18 protein-coding genes are annotated in these 16,954 nt (G+C 67.3%); 5 read left to right on the top strand and 13 right to left on the bottom strand.

Features of this window, described 5'->3' with window-relative positions:
* Positions 1 to 71 precede the first annotated feature (71 nt).
* The 3 genes from FB548_RS15295 to FB548_RS15285 all read left to right on the top strand — a co-directional run bounded on the left by FB548_RS15295 (position 72) and on the right by FB548_RS15285 (position 2,580).
* Complete coding sequence (locus FB548_RS15295; RefSeq protein WP_142125911.1) at positions 72 to 1,334, top strand: histidine kinase; 1,263 nt, start codon at positions 72 to 74, stop codon at positions 1,332 to 1,334.
* Positions 1,331 to 2,101: a LytTR family DNA-binding domain-containing protein gene (locus FB548_RS15290; protein WP_142125660.1), complete on the top strand. Its 771-nt coding sequence runs from the start codon at positions 1,331 to 1,333 to the stop codon at positions 2,099 to 2,101. The genes FB548_RS15295 and FB548_RS15290 overlap by 4 nt, the downstream gene beginning before the upstream one ends.
* 113 nt (positions 2,102 to 2,214) lie before the next feature.
* Entirely contained in the window at positions 2,215 to 2,580 is a 366-nt protein-coding gene (locus tag FB548_RS15285) for a hypothetical protein (protein WP_142125659.1), read from the top strand.
* 4 nt (positions 2,581 to 2,584) lie between these two features.
* Here the strand turns inward: FB548_RS15285 and FB548_RS15280 are convergent, their stop codons facing one another.
* From FB548_RS15280 to FB548_RS15270, 3 genes are all read right to left on the bottom strand, one after another.
* The gene (locus FB548_RS15280; RefSeq protein WP_221625979.1) at positions 2,585 to 2,968 is read right to left on the bottom strand and encodes a DUF2809 domain-containing protein; all 384 of its coding nucleotides are present in this window, start codon (positions 2,966 to 2,968) and stop codon (positions 2,585 to 2,587) included.
* Positions 2,965 to 3,312 carry a hypothetical protein gene (locus tag FB548_RS18900; RefSeq protein ID WP_142125657.1) on the bottom strand — a complete coding sequence of 116 codons (348 nt, stop codon included), beginning with the start codon at positions 3,310 to 3,312 and terminating at the stop codon, positions 2,965 to 2,967. The genes FB548_RS15280 and FB548_RS18900 overlap by 4 nt, the downstream gene beginning before the upstream one ends.
* 78 nt (positions 3,313 to 3,390) lie before the next feature.
* On the bottom strand, positions 3,391 to 4,374 hold the full coding sequence (locus FB548_RS15270) for a LysR family transcriptional regulator (RefSeq protein ID WP_142125910.1): 984 nt from the start codon (positions 4,372 to 4,374) through the stop codon (positions 3,391 to 3,393).
* 175 nt (positions 4,375 to 4,549) lie between these two features.
* Between FB548_RS15270 and cysG the strand changes: the two genes are divergently transcribed.
* Positions 4,550 to 6,004, top strand: coding sequence for a siroheme synthase CysG (gene cysG, locus FB548_RS15265; protein ID WP_255470585.1), 1,455 nt, complete (start codon positions 4,550 to 4,552; stop codon positions 6,002 to 6,004).
* A 25-nt stretch (positions 6,005 to 6,029) separates the two neighbouring features.
* Positions 6,030 to 7,004, top strand: a complete 975-nt coding sequence (gene cysK, locus FB548_RS15260) for a cysteine synthase A (RefSeq protein ID WP_142125655.1) — start codon at positions 6,030 to 6,032, stop codon at positions 7,002 to 7,004.
* Positions 7,005 to 7,007: 3 nt separating this feature from the next.
* Here the strand turns inward: cysK and FB548_RS15255 are convergent, their stop codons facing one another.
* The 10 genes from FB548_RS15255 to FB548_RS15210 form a co-directional block, all read right to left on the bottom strand.
* Positions 7,008 to 7,475 carry a DUF6265 family protein gene (locus tag FB548_RS15255; protein WP_142125654.1) on the bottom strand — a complete coding sequence of 156 codons (468 nt, stop codon included), beginning with the start codon at positions 7,473 to 7,475 and terminating at the stop codon, positions 7,008 to 7,010.
* A 224-nt stretch (positions 7,476 to 7,699) separates the two neighbouring features.
* Positions 7,700 to 8,086, bottom strand: coding sequence for a VOC family protein (locus FB548_RS15250; protein WP_142125653.1), 387 nt, complete (start codon positions 8,084 to 8,086; stop codon positions 7,700 to 7,702).
* Between the two features lies 1 nt (position 8,087).
* A complete protein-coding gene (locus tag FB548_RS15245; RefSeq protein ID WP_185742133.1) occupies positions 8,088 to 9,644 on the bottom strand; it encodes an MDR family MFS transporter in 1,557 nt (518 codons plus the stop codon).
* A 140-nt stretch (positions 9,645 to 9,784) separates the two neighbouring features.
* Positions 9,785 to 10,876 (bottom strand): HlyD family secretion protein, encoded by a 1,092-nt coding sequence (locus FB548_RS15240; RefSeq protein ID WP_142125652.1) that lies wholly within the window; start codon positions 10,874 to 10,876, stop codon positions 9,785 to 9,787.
* An 8-nt stretch (positions 10,877 to 10,884) separates the two neighbouring features.
* Positions 10,885 to 11,358 carry a MarR family transcriptional regulator gene (locus FB548_RS15235; protein WP_142125651.1) on the bottom strand — a complete coding sequence of 158 codons (474 nt, stop codon included), beginning with the start codon at positions 11,356 to 11,358 and terminating at the stop codon, positions 10,885 to 10,887.
* A 253-nt stretch (positions 11,359 to 11,611) separates the two neighbouring features.
* Entirely contained in the window at positions 11,612 to 12,616 is a 1,005-nt protein-coding gene (locus FB548_RS15230; protein ID WP_142125650.1) for a class I fructose-bisphosphate aldolase, read from the bottom strand.
* A 145-nt stretch (positions 12,617 to 12,761) separates the two neighbouring features.
* Complete coding sequence (locus FB548_RS15225; protein ID WP_142125649.1) at positions 12,762 to 13,313, bottom strand: hypothetical protein; 552 nt, start codon at positions 13,311 to 13,313, stop codon at positions 12,762 to 12,764.
* Positions 13,314 to 13,331: 18 nt separating this feature from the next.
* Positions 13,332 to 14,801: a pyruvate kinase gene (pyk, locus tag FB548_RS15220; protein ID WP_142125648.1), complete on the bottom strand. Its 1,470-nt coding sequence runs from the start codon at positions 14,799 to 14,801 to the stop codon at positions 13,332 to 13,334.
* Positions 14,802 to 15,073: 272 nt separating this feature from the next.
* Positions 15,074 to 15,715 (bottom strand): HAD hydrolase-like protein, encoded by a 642-nt coding sequence (locus FB548_RS15215; RefSeq protein ID WP_142125647.1) that lies wholly within the window; start codon positions 15,713 to 15,715, stop codon positions 15,074 to 15,076.
* On the bottom strand, positions 15,712 to 16,887 hold the full coding sequence (locus tag FB548_RS15210; RefSeq protein ID WP_142125646.1) for a phosphoglycerate kinase: 1,176 nt from the start codon (positions 16,885 to 16,887) through the stop codon (positions 15,712 to 15,714). The genes FB548_RS15215 and FB548_RS15210 overlap by 4 nt, the downstream gene beginning before the upstream one ends.
* Positions 16,888 to 16,954 lie beyond the last annotated feature (67 nt).

Below are 16,954 nucleotides of genomic sequence, written 5' to 3'. Positions count from 1 at the left end.
TCGCGCGCCCTCTTCCCTCCCGGGACCGGCGGGCTATCCTCCACGGCACTCCCGAAGCCGTGGTGTCCAACGTGTTCCCAAGCCTGCTCCTGATCGTCCGCATCCTCGTCGCCTGGTTCGGCGCAGTGCTCATGGCGGGCTTCATCTGGAACGGCATCTTCGAACGGACCGTGCTGTCCGGCGCCGCCGAGTGGCTCTTCAACCTCGCCTCGACCCTGGTGATGCTGTCGGTGCTGATCGGCCTGATCAGCCACCTGCGCCGGATCTGGCTGATCACGGGACGACTGGACAGCACCACCTTGGCCAGCCGCCAGCGCCGCCAGATCGAGGTGCCGCTGGACACCGCCGACGCGTTCGCCCTGATCGAAGGTGCGCTGCGTGAACTGCCGCGCGCCGAAGATGCCGAGAGCGCGCCCGACAGCCTGCAGGTGCGGGTCAAGGTGCGCCGCGTGGACAGCTTCGATGGCCCCAGCCAGCCGTCGCGCTTCAACATCATGGCGCGCTTCGCCGTGAAGCGGGACCTGGTGCAGGCCACGGTCACGCCCGGCAACGGCACCAGCAGCATCACCCTGATGGTCGGCCCGGATGCGAGCGCGTGGCTGGACCTGTTCGTGCTGGATGACGGGGTCAACGTGGAGAACGCGGAAGCCGTCACCCGTGCCATCACCCGCCGCGTCGCCGACCAGCGCCGCCAGGAACAGGCCGATGTCGTGAAGACCGTCAGCGAAAAGGAACTGACCGTGGCGCGCCTGAGCCTGCTCAACGCGCAGGTAGAACCGCATTTCCTCTACAACACGCTGGCCAGCGCGCAGGTGCTGACCCGCACCGATCCGCCGCGGGCCGACATCATGCTGGGCCACCTGATCCACTACCTGCGCAGCTCGCTGCCGCGCACCGACGACGCCCTGTCCACGCTGGGCGAGGAACTGGAACGCACGCTGGCCTACCTGGAGATCCTGAAGATCCGCATGGGCACCCGCCTGTCGATGCAGATCGAGGTGCCGGAGACACTGAAGTCCGTGCCGATGCCGTCGATGATGCTGCAGACGCTGGTCGAGAACGCGATCAAGCACGGCCTGGAGCCGAAAACAGGCGGCGGCACCATCTGGATCCTGGCGCGCCAGCACGACGACCATGCGACGCTGACCGTCGCCGACGACGGCCAGGGCTTCGGCGGCCAGAGCACCGGTACCGGCATCGGCCTGAAGAACCTGCGTGAACGCCTGCGCCTGACCTTCGGCAGCGAGGCCTCGTTCGCCATCGTGTCCAACTTCCCCAGTGGCGTCGCCGCCACGCTGACGCTGCCGCTGGCCGGCAAGGCAGGTGCCGCATGAACTTCCGGGGCGTGATCGCCGAAGACGAAGAGCTGCTGCGCACCGCGCTGTCCTCGCTGCTGAAGGACGCCTGGCCGCAGCTGGACATCATCGCCGAATGCGAAGACGGCGCCAGCGCGCTCGAATCTATCGCCGAGCTGCGGCCGGACGTGGCCTTCCTCGACATCCGCATGCCCGGCTTGAGCGGCATCGAAGTCGCCCGTGGACTGACCGAAGCCAGCCCGCGCACGCAGGTGGTGTTCGTCACCGCCTACGACCAGTACGCGATCGATGCGTTCGAACAGGGCGCCATCGACTACCTGCTGAAACCGATCACCCGCGAGCGCCTGCTGGCGACCGTGCAGCGGATCCAGGCGCGCGCCGTGGCGGGGCACCCGGATGGCGCCACGCTGGACGCGCTGCTGCGCCACCTGTCGGCGCGACAAGGCGCATCGAGCAAGCCGCCGCTGGTCTGGATCACCGCCAGCGTCGGCAAGGACACCAAGTTGATCATGGTGGACGACGTGGCCTACTTCCAGGCCGACAACAAGTACACCACGGTGATGACGGCCGAGGGCGAATCGCTGCTGCGCACGCCATTGCGCGAATTACTCGATTCGCTGGACCAGAACACCTTCAAGCAGATCCACCGCTCCACGATCGTCAACATGAAGGCGGTCGCCTCGGTCAGTCGCGACGAGGCCGGCCGCGGCCGCCTGAAGCTGAAGACGCGGCCTGAGGTACTGACCGTCAGCCAGCCCTTCATGACGCTGTTCCGCAACATGTAGCACCGCTCTAAACCCGGCCGCCCTGTGCGGCATCCAACGTGGCATCGCCGGCACGACGCACCCGCGTCGTGGAGGGCCTGCCATTGCCCAATGGAACACCCGAGGAAACCGCCATGCGCATCATCACGTCCCTGATGTCCTGCCTGCTGGCCCTGGCAGGATGCGACGACAAGCCCAGCGTCACCACCATCCACCACAGCAGCGCCAACGGCGTGGATACGCTTTTCAGCAAGAGCACCCTGAAGGAAGGCGTGGCCACCTTCGAGTGTTTCGCCAGCGAAAGCGGACAGTGCCACTACCGCGTCTACATGGAGAAGTGCCCGGCGCCGGCATCGGGCGGGAATCCCGGCGCCTGCGTGCGCACCACGCTGGAGGACTTCGTGCTGACGCCCGGCAAGACGCACGAGATCCGCGGCCTGCCCGACGGCTACCGCGAGTGCGTCGCGCAACGGGCGGTCGGCGGGCGCTGTCCTTCGTGAGCGATCAGGCGGCGGGCTTGACCGCCACGCGCCTTTCCATCACGCAGGCCAGCACGAAGCCGATCACGTAGGCGACCACGTCAAGCCAGTCCGGCGTGCTGCCCAGCACGATGCGCAGCATCGGCGACGCCACCTGCCAGCCCGTCTGCTGACTGACGTATTGCGCCGCCTCGACCGCCAGTCCCACGGCGAGCGCCAGCAGCGGCCGCATCGGCGCACGCATCCACACCACGCTCGCGAGCAGGCAGTGCACCCAGACAACCGCGACGACGTCGCCTGCGAAGCTGCGGATCCAGCCAAGCCCCGCGCCCACTGTCGCCAGCAGGACGAGCAGCACGAACAGGCCCAGTGCCCACGTCGTCGCGACAGGATCGAACCGCCACCTCACGCGCTGCCGCAATGCGCACCTTCCAGTGTCTTGCTCCCACAGGCCAGGCACTTGCGGTACTTCTGCCGCTGCCGGTTGTAGCGCACGCGCGACATCATGCCGCCGCAGGCGCAGCGCAGCTCGCGGCCGCGCGCCCATCGATACAGGCGCCAACTGGAATGCAAAGCCCACGCCATTCCGAGCAGGATGGCCAGCAGGAACGACAGCGAAGCCAGCCGCTGCGGCGTGATGTCGCCGAGTGTACGTTCGGTGCGCGTCACCACTTCCGCCGTGGCGAAGCCGCCGACCGCGAGCACCACGGCCGGGGCATACATGCGGGCGACCATCCGGGAGATGCGGTTCATGGCGGATCAGGCGGGGGCGATGGTACGCAGACTCGCTCCCGCGGGCAGGCCGCGTCAATCACACGATCGGGGGAACCATCAGCTCGTGATCGTCTGCGTCAACGACTGCCAGGTCGGCGGCTCCGGCCAGTCCGGATCCTGGTTGCCATCGATCACCCGGCGCAGGTCGCGGCGGTCGATCTGCGGCGCCAGCGCACGCACCAGGTCCAGCGCGTAGTCGCGCAGCACGCGCTCGCGTGGCAGCACGGCCCAGGCGATGCACTCCTTTACCTCAGGCGGTGCCGGCCAGGCGCGCAGGTCGGTGTCGGATGCATTCACCGCCATCTCGGCCAGCAGGCCCACGCCGAGGCCGGCGCGGACGTAGGTCTTGATCAGGTCGGCATCAAGCGCCGTCAGGGCGATGTTCGGCTCCAGCCCCACCTTGGCGAAGGCACGCTGCAAGGACGAACCCGGGCGAGTGGACGACTCGTAGCTGATCAACGGTTGGTCGGCGAGGTCGGCCATCGCAGGCACGCGACCGAGCTGCTCCAGCGCATGGCCGCGCGGCACAAGCACCAGCCTTCGCCAGCGGTACAGCGGCACGGCGATGCCCGCCTGTGGCGGATCGCCGGCGGTACTGACCACGGCCATGTCGGCATCGCCCTGCGTCAGCAGGTCCAGCGCCGTGCTTTCCGGTGCCTGCTGAAGATGCACGCTGACCTGGGGGAAATCGCGCTTGATCTGCGCAATGGCAGGTGGCAGCACGAAGCGTGCTTGCGTATGGGTGGTGACCAGCACCAGTTGGCCCTGGCTCTCGCGGCGCTGGTTGGCGGCATAGGTGCGGATGTTGTTGGCCTCGCCCAGCACCAGACGGGCCCGGTCGATGACTTCGTGGCCGGCCGGTGTCACGGCTTCCAGGCTGCGACCCTTGCGCACGAACAGCAGGAAGCCGAGTTCGTCTTCCAACTGCTTCAGCTGCTTGGACAGACCGGGCTGGGTGGCATGCACCCGCGCCGCCGCCAGCGTGATGTTGAGGTCGGCGTCGGCGATGGCCACCAGGTAACGAAGTTGGGTCAGCGTCATCGGCGTGGGGGCACGTCGGCCCACCAGGAGGGGGCCTTGGACTGTAGAGGATTTGCCCGGACCGTAGCCGCCATGGCTTATAACCGCAAGCTATATGGTTTTCGTGGGATGTCATTTCCGACCACCCTGACGCGGCAGTACGGTCAGCACCCCAGTCGCCATCTACCCGATGCCCGTGAGCGCTCCGTTGTTTCCCCTGTTCGCCGACCTGAAAGAACGCAGGGTATTGGTCGTGGGCGGCGGGCCGGTGGCGGAGCGGAAGACCGAAGCGCTGCTGCATGCCGGTGCGCGTCCCCGTGTAGGCGCGCCGAACCTGACCCCGCGCCTGCGCGCCTTGCATGAGGAAGGCCGGATCAACTGGATCCCCGGCCACTTCGATGCCCATTGGCTCGCCGGAGCATGGCTGGTGGTCGCCGCGACCGACGACACGGCGGTCAACCGCGCGGTCGCCACCGCCGCCGAAGCGCGCCACGTGTTCGCCAATGTCGTGGACGACGGTGAACTTTCCAGCTTCCACGTGCCCGCCATCGTCGAACGCGGCCCGCTGCAGGTCGCCATCTCCAGCGGCGGTGGTGCGCCGATGCTGGCGCGCCACCTGCGCCGCCAACTGGAAACGTTGCTGGATGATTCCTGGGCCTCGCTGGCCGACCTGTTCACCCGTCAGCGCTATCGTATCCGCCAGCGTTTCCCGCAACCCGGCGAGCGGCGCCGCTTCTTCGAGACGCTGCTGGCGGGCCCCTTGCCCCGCCTGTTCCGCCAGCAGTTGCATGCGCAGGCGGAACAGCATTTCCAGGCCATGCTGGACCAGCGCGCGGCCACGACGCACCCCGGCTCCGTGGTGGTGGTCGGCGCCGGCCCCGGCGATGCTGGACTGCTGACACTCAACGCATTGCGGGCGATGAACGAGGCCGACGTGATCCTGCACGACCGCCTGGTCAGCGAGGATGTGCTGCGCCTTGGCCGTCGCGATGCGACGTACATCGAAGTGGGCAAGTCGGCCACGGGACACAGCACCCGCCAGGACGACATCCATGCGCTGATGCTGGAACACGCGCGTGAGGGAAGGCGCGTGGTGCGACTGAAGGGCGGTGATCCGTTCGTGTTCGGCCGCGGTGGCGAGGAACTTGAATTCCTGCGCGGCCACGGCATTCCCTACGAAGTGGTGCCCGGCATCACCGCCGCCGTGGCCTGCGCCGCCTACGCCGGCATTCCACTGACCCATCGCGACCACGCGCAGTCGGTGAAACTGGTGACCGCGCACTGCAAGGACTCGTTCGACACGCTGGACTGGCACGCGCTGGCGCAGGAGCGGCAGACGCTCGCCGTCTACATGGGCGTGGCCGGGCTGGAAGGGCTGCGGGACCGGCTGATAGCCCACGGTCGCGCGGCCTCCACGCCGTTCGCGCTGGTCGAAAACGGCTCCCGGCGCGACCAGCGGGTGGTGAGCGGCACGCTGGCCGATCTGCCGGAGATCGCGCGTTCCCAGCAAGTACGCTCACCTGCGCTGCTGATCCTGGGCGAAGTCGCCGCGCTCGCCGGCACGCTGCACTGGTTCGGCGCGCCGCCCATCGGTGCAGCCGCCTCCATACATTCCCGCAACCTTCCGGCGCCCACACTGCAGGCCGCCTGATCCACCGCTTACCCACGGAGACCCCATGGCCGTTTACGACAGCATCCTGGACACCATCGGCCGCACCCCGGTCGTCAAGCTGCACCGCATCGCGCCCGAGCACGTCACGCTGTACGCCAAGGTCGAATCGTTCAACCCCGGTGGCTCGGTGAAGGACCGCCTGGCCTTGGCGATCATCCTCGACGCCGAAGCCAAGGGCCTGCTGAAACCCGGCGATACCATTGTGGAAGCGACCTCCGGCAACACCGGCGTCGCACTGGCCATGGTCGCCGCCGCGCGCGGCTACAAATTCGTTGCCACGATGGTCGAAACCTTCTCGATCGAGCGCCGCAAGCTGATGCGCGCCTACGGTGCCAAGGTCATCCTGACGCCCGCCGCCGAGCGCGGCAGCGGCATGGTCCGCCGCGCAGAGGAACTGGCGAAGCAGCACGGCTGGTTCCTTGCCCGCCAGTTCGCCAATCCCGCCAATCCCGCCTATCACCGGCAGACGACGGCGGCGGAAATCCTGCGCGATTTCGCCGGCCAGCGCCTCGACCATTTTGTCACCGGCTGGGGCACGGGCGGCACGCTCACGGGCGTGGGCGAAGTGTTGAAGGTCGCGCGTCCGGAAGTGCGCATTACCGCCTCCGAACCGGCTGGCGCCTCGCTGTTGCAGGGCAAGGAGTGGCAGCCGCACAAAATCCAAGGCTGGACCCCGGACTTCGTGCCGGACGTGCTGAACCGCGAGGTCGCCGACGAAATCCTGCCGGTGACCGACGTGGAATCCATCGCCACCGCGCGCCGCCTGGCGGCCGAGGAAGGCATATTCGTGGGCATTTCCGGCGGCGCCACCGTGGCGGCCGCACTGCAGGTCGCGCAGAAGGCCAAGCCCGGCGACGTGCTGCTGGCGATGCTGCCCGACACCGGCGAGCGTTATTTCTCCACGCCGCTGTTCGAAGGCGTCAACGAAGGGTCGGACGACGACTGGCTGGCCTCGCTGGGCGAGGCCGCGCTGCCGTAAGGTTCAATCGGCCGGCGGCGCGTCGCAGTCGCGCCGCCACGTCCATTCCATCGCCTTGCCGTCGTCGCGGCCATCGTCCACGCGGGCATGCAGCGTGTCGACGTCCCGCCGCTGGTAGATCACACGACGCGGAAAGTCGTGCGCGGGATTGGCGAACACGACACGGTCCTTCTCCACGCTGGCCGCCGGGAACGCGGTGACTGCGCCTCCGCCCGGCTGCGCCAGGAACACCCATTGCCCGTCCTGTTGCGCGATGCGCATGAACTCGAAGCCCGTCGCATTGCCGTCGCGCGAGTCGCGGTGCATGCCGACGAGAAGGCCGCCGCGCGGCGCCATCCAGGTTTCCTCGCTGAAGGTCTTGCCGCGCTGGCCGCACCAGTGACCGGCGAGCCAGTCGAGATCGCCGGCCAGTGCCGGGCTGGCCACCAGTGCTGTGGATACGGCTAGGAAAAACGTCGCCCGGCGTTTCATGGGTATACCCCGCTGCGATAGATCATGTGTCGCGCGACCTTAGCAGGTGCGCGGGCGGACAGGCGATCCGTAAGTCGGTGTGGGAGCGACGTAAGTCGCGATCGTGAATTCCGGGTGCCGGGGATCTTGCTGAAACCCCATGCCTGTCGGTGTGAGAGCCAAGCACGAATCACTGCTGCGGATGGCGTGCGATCGCGACTTACGTCGCTCCCACAACGACCACGTCACTGCTCGTACAGCTCCAGCGGCAAGTCATCGGGATCGGCGAAGAAGGTGAAGCGGCGGCCGGTGTATTCGTCCACGCGTACCGGTTCGGTCGCCACGCCATGCGCGTGCAGGTGGGCGACGGCGGCATCGAGATCGACGACACGCAGCGCCAGGTGCCGCAGGCCGCACGCTTCCGGGCGCGACACGCGCGCTGGCGGCGACGGGAACGAGAACAGCTCTACCTGCGTGCCATCGGGTAATGCGAGATCGAGCTTCCATGAATCGCGTTCGGCGCGGTAATGCTCGGCGATCACGTTCAGCCCCAGCACCTCGGTGTAGAAGCGCTTCGACCGCGCATAGTCCGACGCGATGATCGCGACGTGATGCAGACCTTCGATGCGCATGTCAGTGCGCCGCAGCCGCATCCGCACCGGCATTGCCGCCGGAAGGCGTCTTGCCGCCACGCATCAGCAGCACCAGCGGCATCGACACCAGCGTGAGCAGCATCATCAGCTTGAAGTCGTTGAGGTAACCGATAGCGGCGGCCTGCCGGTTCACTTCCGCGTTGAGCAGGGCCAGTCCCGTCGCAGTAGACGGATCCATCGCCGCCGGTAGCAGCGTGGTTTCCGCACCGAAGGCCGGGATGCGTGCACCGATCTCGGCATGGTTCACCTGAAGCGCGCGCGACAGCATCGTCATCACCACCGAGATGCCGACCGACGAGCCGATGTTGCGCACCAGGCTGAAAAGGCCCGCGGCTTCGGTGCGCTGGTGCGGCTCCAGCGTGGCGTAGGCGACCGTGGAGATCGGTACGAACACCAGGCCCAGGCCCATGCCCTGCACCACGCCCAGCCAGACGATGGAGTGCATGGAGGCATTCGGCCCGAATTGGGTCATGCCATGCAGGGAGAACACCATCAGGGCCATGCCAACCAGGATCGGCCAGCGCGCGTCGATGCGGCCCAGCAGGCGCCCGACGACCATCATGCTGAACATCGTGCCCACGCCGCGTGGTGCCAGCACCAGGCCGATGGTCAGCACCGGGTAGTTCATCAGTGTGCTGAGGTACGGCGGCAGCAGCGCCAGTGTGGCGAACAGTACGATGCCGACGACGAAGATCAGCGCGCAGCCGACGGCGAAGTTCGCGTTCTTCAGCAGGCCCAGGTCGAGCAGCGCGTGCTCGCGCTTGCGCCACCACCACAGGCCGTACATGTAGAGCGCGAGGAACGCGAGCGCAGCCTCGATCTGTATCTCGACGCTGCCGAACCAGTCCTCGCTCTGCCCGCGGTCCAGGAACAGCTGCAGCGCGCCAATGCCCAGCGCCAGCAGGCCCAGCCCGACGCCATCGAGCTTGCGTTCCTGCACCACGTCCTTCTTCACGCTGGCCATGATGCCGACCAGCGCGAGGATGCCGATCGGCAGGTTGATCAGGAACACCCAGTGCCAGCTGTAGTTCTGGGTCAGGAAGCCACCGAGGGGCGGACCGAGGATGGGCCCGACCATGATGCCCATGCCCCACATCGCCATCGCGGCGCCGTGCTTTTCCTTCGGGAAGGCATCGAGCAGCAGCGACTGCGAGATCGGCACCAGTGAGGCGCCGAATACGCCCTGCAGGATGCGGAACAGCACCATTTCGCCGATGCCGCTGGCGATGCCGCACAGCAACGAGGCGACGGTGAAGCCGCTGACCGCGATGATCAGCAGGCGGCGGCGCCCCAATCGGCCCGCCAGCCAACCGGTCACCGGCGTCAGGATGGCGGCGGCGACGATATAGCTGGTCAGCACCCACGACACCTGGTCCTGGGTGGCCGACAGCGAGCCCTGCATGTCGGGCAGCGCGACGTTGGCGATGGTGGTGTCCAGCGCCTGCATCAGCGTGGCCAGCATCACCGAACCGACCAGCAGCGTGCGCTTGCCGGTGTCTTCCTGCGCAGGCGCAGCGGGAACGGCAGTTGTGCTCATGGGGAATTCCGGAAGGGATCGATGCGCGTGATGCACGCCGATCCAGAGGTCACCCGGGGCGCGGCGTAAGCGGGGCCAGGCCCCACCACAGTGCCCTCGCCCGCCTCCGCGCACGCCCGGGATGACATGGAAAACAAACCTCAGCGCGCGGCGGTCGCGCGACTGGAAGCGGTGCCGCCATCGCGCAGTTCGACATGCACGTCCGCGCTCATGCCGGCGCGCAGCTGCGGCGCATCGGCGGCAGCGCTGTCGATCTCGAGGCGCACCGGGATGCGCTGCACGATCTTCACCCAGTTGCCTGTCGCGTTCTGCGGCGGCAGCACGCTGAACTCGGCACCGGAGGCCGGCGCAATGGAGGCCACGTGCGCCTTCCACTTCACGCCGGGGTAGGAGTCGACTTCGATCGTCGCGGCCTGGCCGACCTGCATCTTCGTCAGCTCGGTTTCCTTGAAGTTGGCCTCCACCCAGATCGGCGAGGTGGCGACCAGCGGCATCGCAGACTGGCCGACGTTGATGTACTCGCCCACCTGCAGGTCGTGCAGGCCGACGATGCCGTCGACCGGCGCGCGGACCTCGGCATGCGCCAGGTCCAGCTTCGCCTTCGCGAGCATCGCCATCGCGGCGCGGTATTCCGGCAGGTCCTGCGTCGGCGTGCCCGGGCTGCCGCTCAGCGAGGCGGTGGCCTCGGATTGCGTGGCGATGGCGTCGCCCAGGTCGGTGCGCGCTTCGGCGACCGCGTGGCGCGCGTCGTCCAGCATCTTGCGCGAGACGAGCTGCTGGCCGGCGAGCTGCTGCATGCGCTGGAAATCGCGCTGCGCCCACGCCAGCGTTTCGCGCGCGGCCTGGATCGAGGTGCCGGTACCGACCACCTTGGCGCGACTGGCGCTGGCCGTGTTGGCCATGCGCGCGACCAGCGCTTCGTTCTGCGCCACCGCGATCGTCAGCGGATCGGCGTCGATACGGAACAGCAGGTCGCCCTTCTTCACCGGCTGGTTCTGCTGCACGGCGACTTCGACCACGCGGCCGCCGACCTGCGGCGCGATCAGGATGCGTTCGGCCTTGATGTAGGCGTTGTCGGTGCTGACTTCACGCTGCGAGGCCACGTACTCCCAGCCGAAGAAGCCGGCGACCGCCAGCGGGCCGGCGACCCACAGCCACACCGGCACGCGGCGGCGCTTGGGAGCGGAGGGTTTGGCCGCGCTTTCGCCGGCTTCGTTGATCTTGCTGGTCATGGTGGGGGTCAGTTCTTGCGGAGGGAGGACTCGGCGCGACTGGCGCGGTCGAGCAGGGAGAGGTTTTCGCGAACTTGGCCGAGCACCTTCATCGCCGTCACCAGTTCGTCCGGATCGACGCCGGCCAGGCAGTCCTCGCGGACCGACGTGGCGACGGCTTCGATGTCGTGCATCACCGCGTCGGACTGCGGCAGCAGGTGCAGGCGCCAGACGCGCCGGTCGTCCGGGTCGCTGCGGCGCTCGACGAAGCCGGCCTTCTGCAGGCGATCGATCACGCGGCCGACGGCGATCGGCTCCATGTCGAGCAGATCCGCCAGCTCGGACTGGGTGATGCCTTCGCTCTGGTGGATGCGCTTGAGCGCGCGCCACTGCACGCGGGTCAGGCCCAAGTGGGCGGCGCGACGGTCGAAGACCCGGCCGAACAGCCGGCTGAGGTCCGCGATCAGGTAACCGATGGTGCTCTTGCCGGCTGAGGTCTTCATGGGTGCCTATGATATAGATGCTTAGGCAATTATATTCAAGGCGAAGAACATCTGTTCAGCCGCGCTTTCGCCGCGGGATAAAGGGGAGACCCTGCGACTTTTCGTCGCCGACGCTGAAGGCACTGGGTTCCCGCCTGCGCGGGAATGACGGTTTGATGGAACGGACGCCACCGGGCGCCTGGATTCCGACCCCCGGAAACGACGACGCCGGCACGAGGCCGGCGTCGAAATTACTTCGAGGTGGCGCAGGCGATCAGCCTTCCCACTTGCCCTGCGCAGCCAGGCCATTTTCCTTGGCGCGCTCGTACACCACGGCCTGGGCCTTGGCGAAGTTGCCCACCAGATCCTGCGACCACAGCTTCAGCGCGGCGGATTGCATTGCACGGCCGTAGGAAAAGCTCAGCGGCCACGGCAGGCTGCCCAGCTGGTTCATCGCATTGAGGTGGGCGGTGGACTGTTCGTCGGTCTGGCCGCCGGACAGGAACACCACGCCCGGCAGGATCGCCGGCACCGTGCTCTTCAGGCACATCACGGTGGACTCGGCCACTTCGTCGACATCGGCCTGCTCCTCGCAATCCTTGCCGGCGATGACCATCGAGGCCTTCAGGATGGTGCCTTCCAGCAACACGTTCTGCTCGTACAGCGCACCAAACAGCGAGCGCAGCACGGCTTCGGTCACTTCGTAGCAGACCTCGATGTTGTGGTCGCCGTCCATCAGCACTTCCGGCTCCACCATCGGCACCAGGCCGCACTCCTGGCACAGCGCGGCATAACGGGCCAGTGCGTGGGCATTCGCCTCGATGCAGGTGCCCGAGGGGATGTCTTCGCCGATGGTGATGACCGCACGCCACTTGGCGAAGCGCGCGCCAAGCTTGTAATACTCCTTCAGGCGGTCGCGCAGGCCGTCCAGACCTTCGGTGACCACTTCACCCGGGCAACCGGCCAGGGCGTGCGTGCCCTTGTCGACCTTGATGCCGGGGATGATGCCGTTGTCGCTCATGTACTTGGCGAACGGCACGCCGTCCTTGGTGGACTGGCGCAGGGTTTCGTCGAACAGGATGGCACCGGAAATGTAGTCCGACAGCTTCGGCGTGGTGAGCAGCAGCTCGCGGTAGGCGCGACGATTTTCTTCCGTGTTCTCGATGCCCACGCCCTGGAACCGCTTGGCGATGGTGGTGGTGGACTCGTCGATCGCGATGATGCCCTTGCCCGCGGCCACCATGGCCTGGGCGGTTTCGGCAAGCTGTTCGATACTCATGGGGTTCCTGGGGAAGCGGCGGGAAAGATACCAATTGTAGCCCGCGTCACCACCCGAGCGGGCGAACGCGGCAAAGAACGCGCTGAGGCGCGCCTGCGTGAGCAGCACGCGTCAATGCATGGAACCGGTTCCATGCGTCACCGGCTCACGCGGGATCCGACGGCTCTGCTTTGAGATCACCATAGCGCCAGCGATGGATCATGTTGGAGATGCCGCGGCCGCGCAGCAGGAACACCATCGCGAGCACGGCTTCGAACACCGTGGCAACGGCATCCGGCAGCAATTGGTCCAGTCCGTTGTCCAACGTCAGGGAGCCTGGCAGCGCGCGCGACAAGATCACCCAGCGCACCAGCAGGTAGGCCGCGTCCTTCAAGGCGACGAACAGGAACCAGGCGCCGATGACGGAAATTGCGAGGCCCAGCCATACGCGCGGCTCCAGGTCGCTCTCGAACACCTGCTCCTTCGGGCTCGACAAGGCAAGTCGCGCCAGTTTGTCGGCGAAGAGCCACGCCAGCGCCAGGAGGCCGAGCACGGTCGCCATGATCGCCAGCGACGTGCCTGCGCTGCCCAGTGGCATCTCGCCGCGCCGGATCGCGAACAGGAGCGAAGGAACGCCGACCAGGGAGTTCGCCGCGACCCACACGATGACGGCGCGGATCGCGATGCACAGCAGCGTGTAGGCGTTCGTCCTTGTCACGCGTCAACCTCCCGGTGTTTACAGCTCGCCCAGCCCCTCGGCCTTGCCGCGCTCGCCCATCTGCAGCAGGCGCAAGGTATTGGTGGCGCCGTGCTTTTCCATGTGGTCGCCGCTGGTGAAGATCACGCGATCGCCCTCGGCCAGCAATTCGCGGTCATGCAGCACGCGCATCGCATCGCGCGCGGCTTCGCGCGGCGCAAGTCCACGGCTGTCGAAGGCGATGGGGAACACATCGCGGATCATCGCCATCTTGCGGCGCGCGCCGTCGTGGCGCGAGAACGCGTAGATCGGCGCATTGGAACGGAAGCGCGACAGGAAGCGCGCCGTGCCGCCGGATTCGGTCATCGCCACGATCGCGCGCACGCCGATGTGCTCTGACAGGAACATCGTCGCCATCGCGATGGCCTGGTCGGCGCGCTCGAGATTGCGCGGCGCCTTCTCGAAATCAGTATCCATCTCGAACTGCTTCTCGGCGCCCAAGCAGATGCGTGCCATCGCCTCGACCGCGCGCACGGGATAGCTGCCCGCGGCGGTTTCTGCCGACAGCATCACCGCGTCGGTGCCATCGATGACGGCGTTCGCCACGTCCAGCACTTCGGCACGTGTCGGGATCGGGCTGTCCACCATAGACTGCAGCATCTGGGTGGCGGTGATCACCACCTTGTTGCGCGCCAGCGACTCCCGGATGATCTTCTTCTGCAGGCCAGGCAGTTCGGCATCGCCGATCTCCACGCCCAGGTCGCCGCGCGCCACCATCACCACGTCGCTGGCATCGACGATCTCGGCCAGGTTCTCGATGGCCTCGGTGCGTTCGATCTTGGAGACCAGCGCTGCGTCGCAGCCGTGTTCGCGCGCGATGCGGCGCGCTTCGTTCATGTCGTCGGCATTGCGGCAGAACGACACGGCGATGAAGTCCACGCCGATGTTCTCGGCCACGTAAGCGATCAGCTCGCGGTCGCGCTCGGTCAACGCGCCCAGCGAGAGGCCGCCACCCTGCTTGTTCAGACCCTTGCGGTCGGACAACACGCCGTCGTTGAGCACGGTGCAGACGATGCGCTCGCCGTCGACCTTCACCACCTGCAACTGCATCAGGCCGTCGTCCAGCAGGAGGACATCACCGGCTTCCACGTCGCCCGGCAGACCGAGATAGCTGACGCCCACCTGCGAGGCATCGCCCGGGGGCGCGTCGACACGGGCCACCAGGTCGAAGCGGTCGCCGGTCTTCAGCACCACCTTGCCTTCGGCAAACCGCTCGACGCGGATCTTCGGCCCTGGCAGGTCGGCGAGGATGCCGACCTCCGCGCCCACGCGCTGCGCCGCCAGACGCACCGCCGCGGCGCGCTTGGCCTGACCCGACGGATCACCGTGGGAGAAGTTCAGGCGCACCACGTTGACGCCGGCACGGAACAATTCTTCGAGCACGCCGGGCGGGTCCGTCGCCGGTCCGAGGGTGGCGAGGATCTTGGTGCGGCGCTGGCGTTCGGTCATGGTGCGGATTCCCTGTGATCGCGCAAACGCTACCACAGCGAAACTTCTTCGGAACGACTGACATTCCCCGCGTCATGCCGCTGTCCCGGGACAGCCCTCCGCGCACAGGGCGTGTCGCGGGGAAAGCGCTGTTTCAAAGCACTTTCCTGATGCTCCACGCATTCGTGCGACTGGTATTTTTTTGGTCTCTGCGCACAGGCAGCATGCTGCGCACGCACACCCGAGTGCGCAAAAAAAGGCGATGAAACGCGCGTTTGATCGCGCGCTTGACCTCAGGCGAACAGTGGCCGCAACTGGTCGGGCGTGCCCGCGAGATGGTGCGCGCCTGCATCGCGCAGCTCCTGCTCGTCGCCGAACCCCCACAGTACGCCCACGCTGCGCATGCCATGGTGGCGCGCGCCGTCGATGTCCATGTGCCGGTCGCCGATCATGACGCATGCCTCCGGCGCCAACGACAGGCGCTGGAGCGCTTCGCCAATCAGGTCCTTCTTGTGGCTCAACCGGCCATCCGCGGTGGCGCCGATGATGTCCTCGAAGCGATGACCGAACGGCAGGTGGGCGAGGATCTTCCGCGCATGCGGTTCGTTCTTGGCGGTGACGACGGCAAGCCGGTGCCCGGCCGCGTGGAGCACTTCGATGGCCTCGCCGATGCCGGCGTACACCTGGTGCTCCAGCCACCCGTGCGACTCGAAACGCTCGAGGTACAGCTCGACCGCCGCTTCGACCTTCGCCGAGTCACCCAGCAGCGGCATGAAACTGGTCCGCAGCGACGGGCCGATCCAGCCGCGCAGTTCGGCGTCCGTCGGTACCGGATGGTCCAGCTGCGCCAGGGCATGCGTGATGCAGCGCGTGATCCCGACGGCCGAATCGATCAGCGTGCCGTCGAGATCGAAGAACAGCGTGGCGCGGCTCACTGGCCGCGGGCTTCCAGCGCCGCCACGGCCGGCAGCGTCTTGCCTTCCAGGAATTCCAGGAACGCGCCGCCGCCGGTGGAGATATAGCTGACCTCGTCGGCGATGCCGTACTTGTCCACCGCCGCCAGCGTGTCGCCGCCACCCGCGATGGAGAACGCCTTCGACTGCGCGATGGCATGCGCCAGCGTTTCGGTGCCCTTGCCGAAGGCGTCGAACTCGAACACACCCACTGGTCCGTTCCACACCACCGTGCCGGCCGACCTGATCAGTTCGGCATAGCGCTGCGCGGTCTGCGGACCGATGTCGAGGATCAACTCGTCGGCAGCGACCGCATCGACGGCCTTCACCATCGCCGGTGCGTCGGCGGCGAACGCGGTGGCGACCACGACGTCGGTCGGCAGCGGGATCTCGGCACCGCGTGCCTTCGCATCGGCGTCGATCTTCTTCGCCGTGTTGATGAGGTCCGCTTCGTACAGCGACTTGCCCACGGCATGGCCTTCCGCTGCGATGAACGTGTTGGCGATACCGCCACCGACGATCAGCTGGTCGACCTTGCCGACCAGGCTGGTCAGCAGTTCCAGTTTGGTGGAGACCTTGCTGCCGGCGACGATGGCCAGCAGCGGACGCGCCGGGTTGGCCAGCGCCTTGTCAAGCGCATCCAGCTCGGCCATCAGCAGCGGACCGCCTGCGGCGACCGGCGCGAAGCGGATCACGCCATGCGTGGACGCCTGCGCGCGGTGTGCGGTGCCGAAGGCGTCCATGACGAACACGTCGCACAGCGACGCGTACTGCTTCGACAGCGCTTCGTCATCCTTGCCCTCGCCCACGTTCATGCGGCAGTTCTCGAGCAGGACGATCTGGCCGGGCGCCACGTCGACACCGTCGACCCAATCCTTCACCAGCGGCACGTCGACGCCGAGCAGTTCCGACAGGCGGGCGGCGACAGGCGCCAGCGAATCGGCCTCGCTCCAGACGCCTTCCTTCGGACGGCCGAGGTGCGAGGTCACCATGACCGCCGCGCCCTTCTGCAGCGCCAGCTTCAGCGTCGGCAGGGACGCGGTGATGCGCTGCTCGGAGGTGATGCGGCCACCGTCGATCGGCACGTTCAGATCCTGGCGGATCAGTACGCGCTTGCCGGCGAGGTCGAGGTCGGTCATGCGGACGATGGGCATGGGAGGTCCTGGGCAGCGGGAAAGACGCCTATTGTCCCGCCTGCCCCCACATGCCGCAAACGACAGT

It is taken from the genome of Pseudoxanthomonas sp. 3HH-4, assembly GCF_006716465.1.
Lineage (GTDB): Bacteria > Pseudomonadota > Gammaproteobacteria > Xanthomonadales > Xanthomonadaceae > Pseudoxanthomonas_A.
The sequence above is the reverse complement of the archived record's forward strand: the minus strand, read 5'-3'. Positions and strand labels throughout refer to the sequence as shown.

Excerpts from the sequence above, each read along its gene's own strand:
- FB548_RS15255 (WP_142125654.1), bottom strand. The coding sequence starts at position 7,475 with ATGAAACGCCGGGCGACGTTTTTCCTAGCCGTATCCACAGCACTGGTG.
- FB548_RS15250 (WP_142125653.1), bottom strand. The coding sequence starts at position 8,086 with ATGCGCATCGAAGGTCTGCATCACGTCGCGATCATCGCGTCGGACTAT.
- FB548_RS15245 (WP_185742133.1), bottom strand. The coding sequence starts at position 9,644 with ATGAGCACAACTGCCGTTCCCGCTGCGCCTGCGCAGGAAGACACCGGC.
- cysK (WP_142125655.1), top strand. The coding sequence starts at position 6,030 with ATGGCCGTTTACGACAGCATCCTGGACACCATCGGCCGCACCCCGGTC.
- FB548_RS15290 (WP_142125660.1), top strand. The coding sequence starts at position 1,331 with ATGAACTTCCGGGGCGTGATCGCCGAAGACGAAGAGCTGCTGCGCACC.
- FB548_RS15270 (WP_142125910.1), bottom strand. The coding sequence starts at position 4,374 with ATGACGCTGACCCAACTTCGTTACCTGGTGGCCATCGCCGACGCCGAC.
- pyk (WP_142125648.1), bottom strand. The coding sequence starts at position 14,801 with ATGACCGAACGCCAGCGCCGCACCAAGATCCTCGCCACCCTCGGACCG.
- FB548_RS15240 (WP_142125652.1), bottom strand. The coding sequence starts at position 10,876 with ATGACCAGCAAGATCAACGAAGCCGGCGAAAGCGCGGCCAAACCCTCC.
- FB548_RS15285 (WP_142125659.1), top strand. The coding sequence starts at position 2,215 with ATGCGCATCATCACGTCCCTGATGTCCTGCCTGCTGGCCCTGGCAGGA.
- FB548_RS15235 (WP_142125651.1), bottom strand. The coding sequence starts at position 11,358 with ATGAAGACCTCAGCCGGCAAGAGCACCATCGGTTACCTGATCGCGGAC.
- FB548_RS18900 (WP_142125657.1), bottom strand. The coding sequence starts at position 3,312 with ATGAACCGCATCTCCCGGATGGTCGCCCGCATGTATGCCCCGGCCGTG.
- FB548_RS15230 (WP_142125650.1), bottom strand. The coding sequence starts at position 12,616 with ATGAGTATCGAACAGCTTGCCGAAACCGCCCAGGCCATGGTGGCCGCG.
- FB548_RS15210 (WP_142125646.1), bottom strand. The coding sequence starts at position 16,887 with ATGCCCATCGTCCGCATGACCGACCTCGACCTCGCCGGCAAGCGCGTA.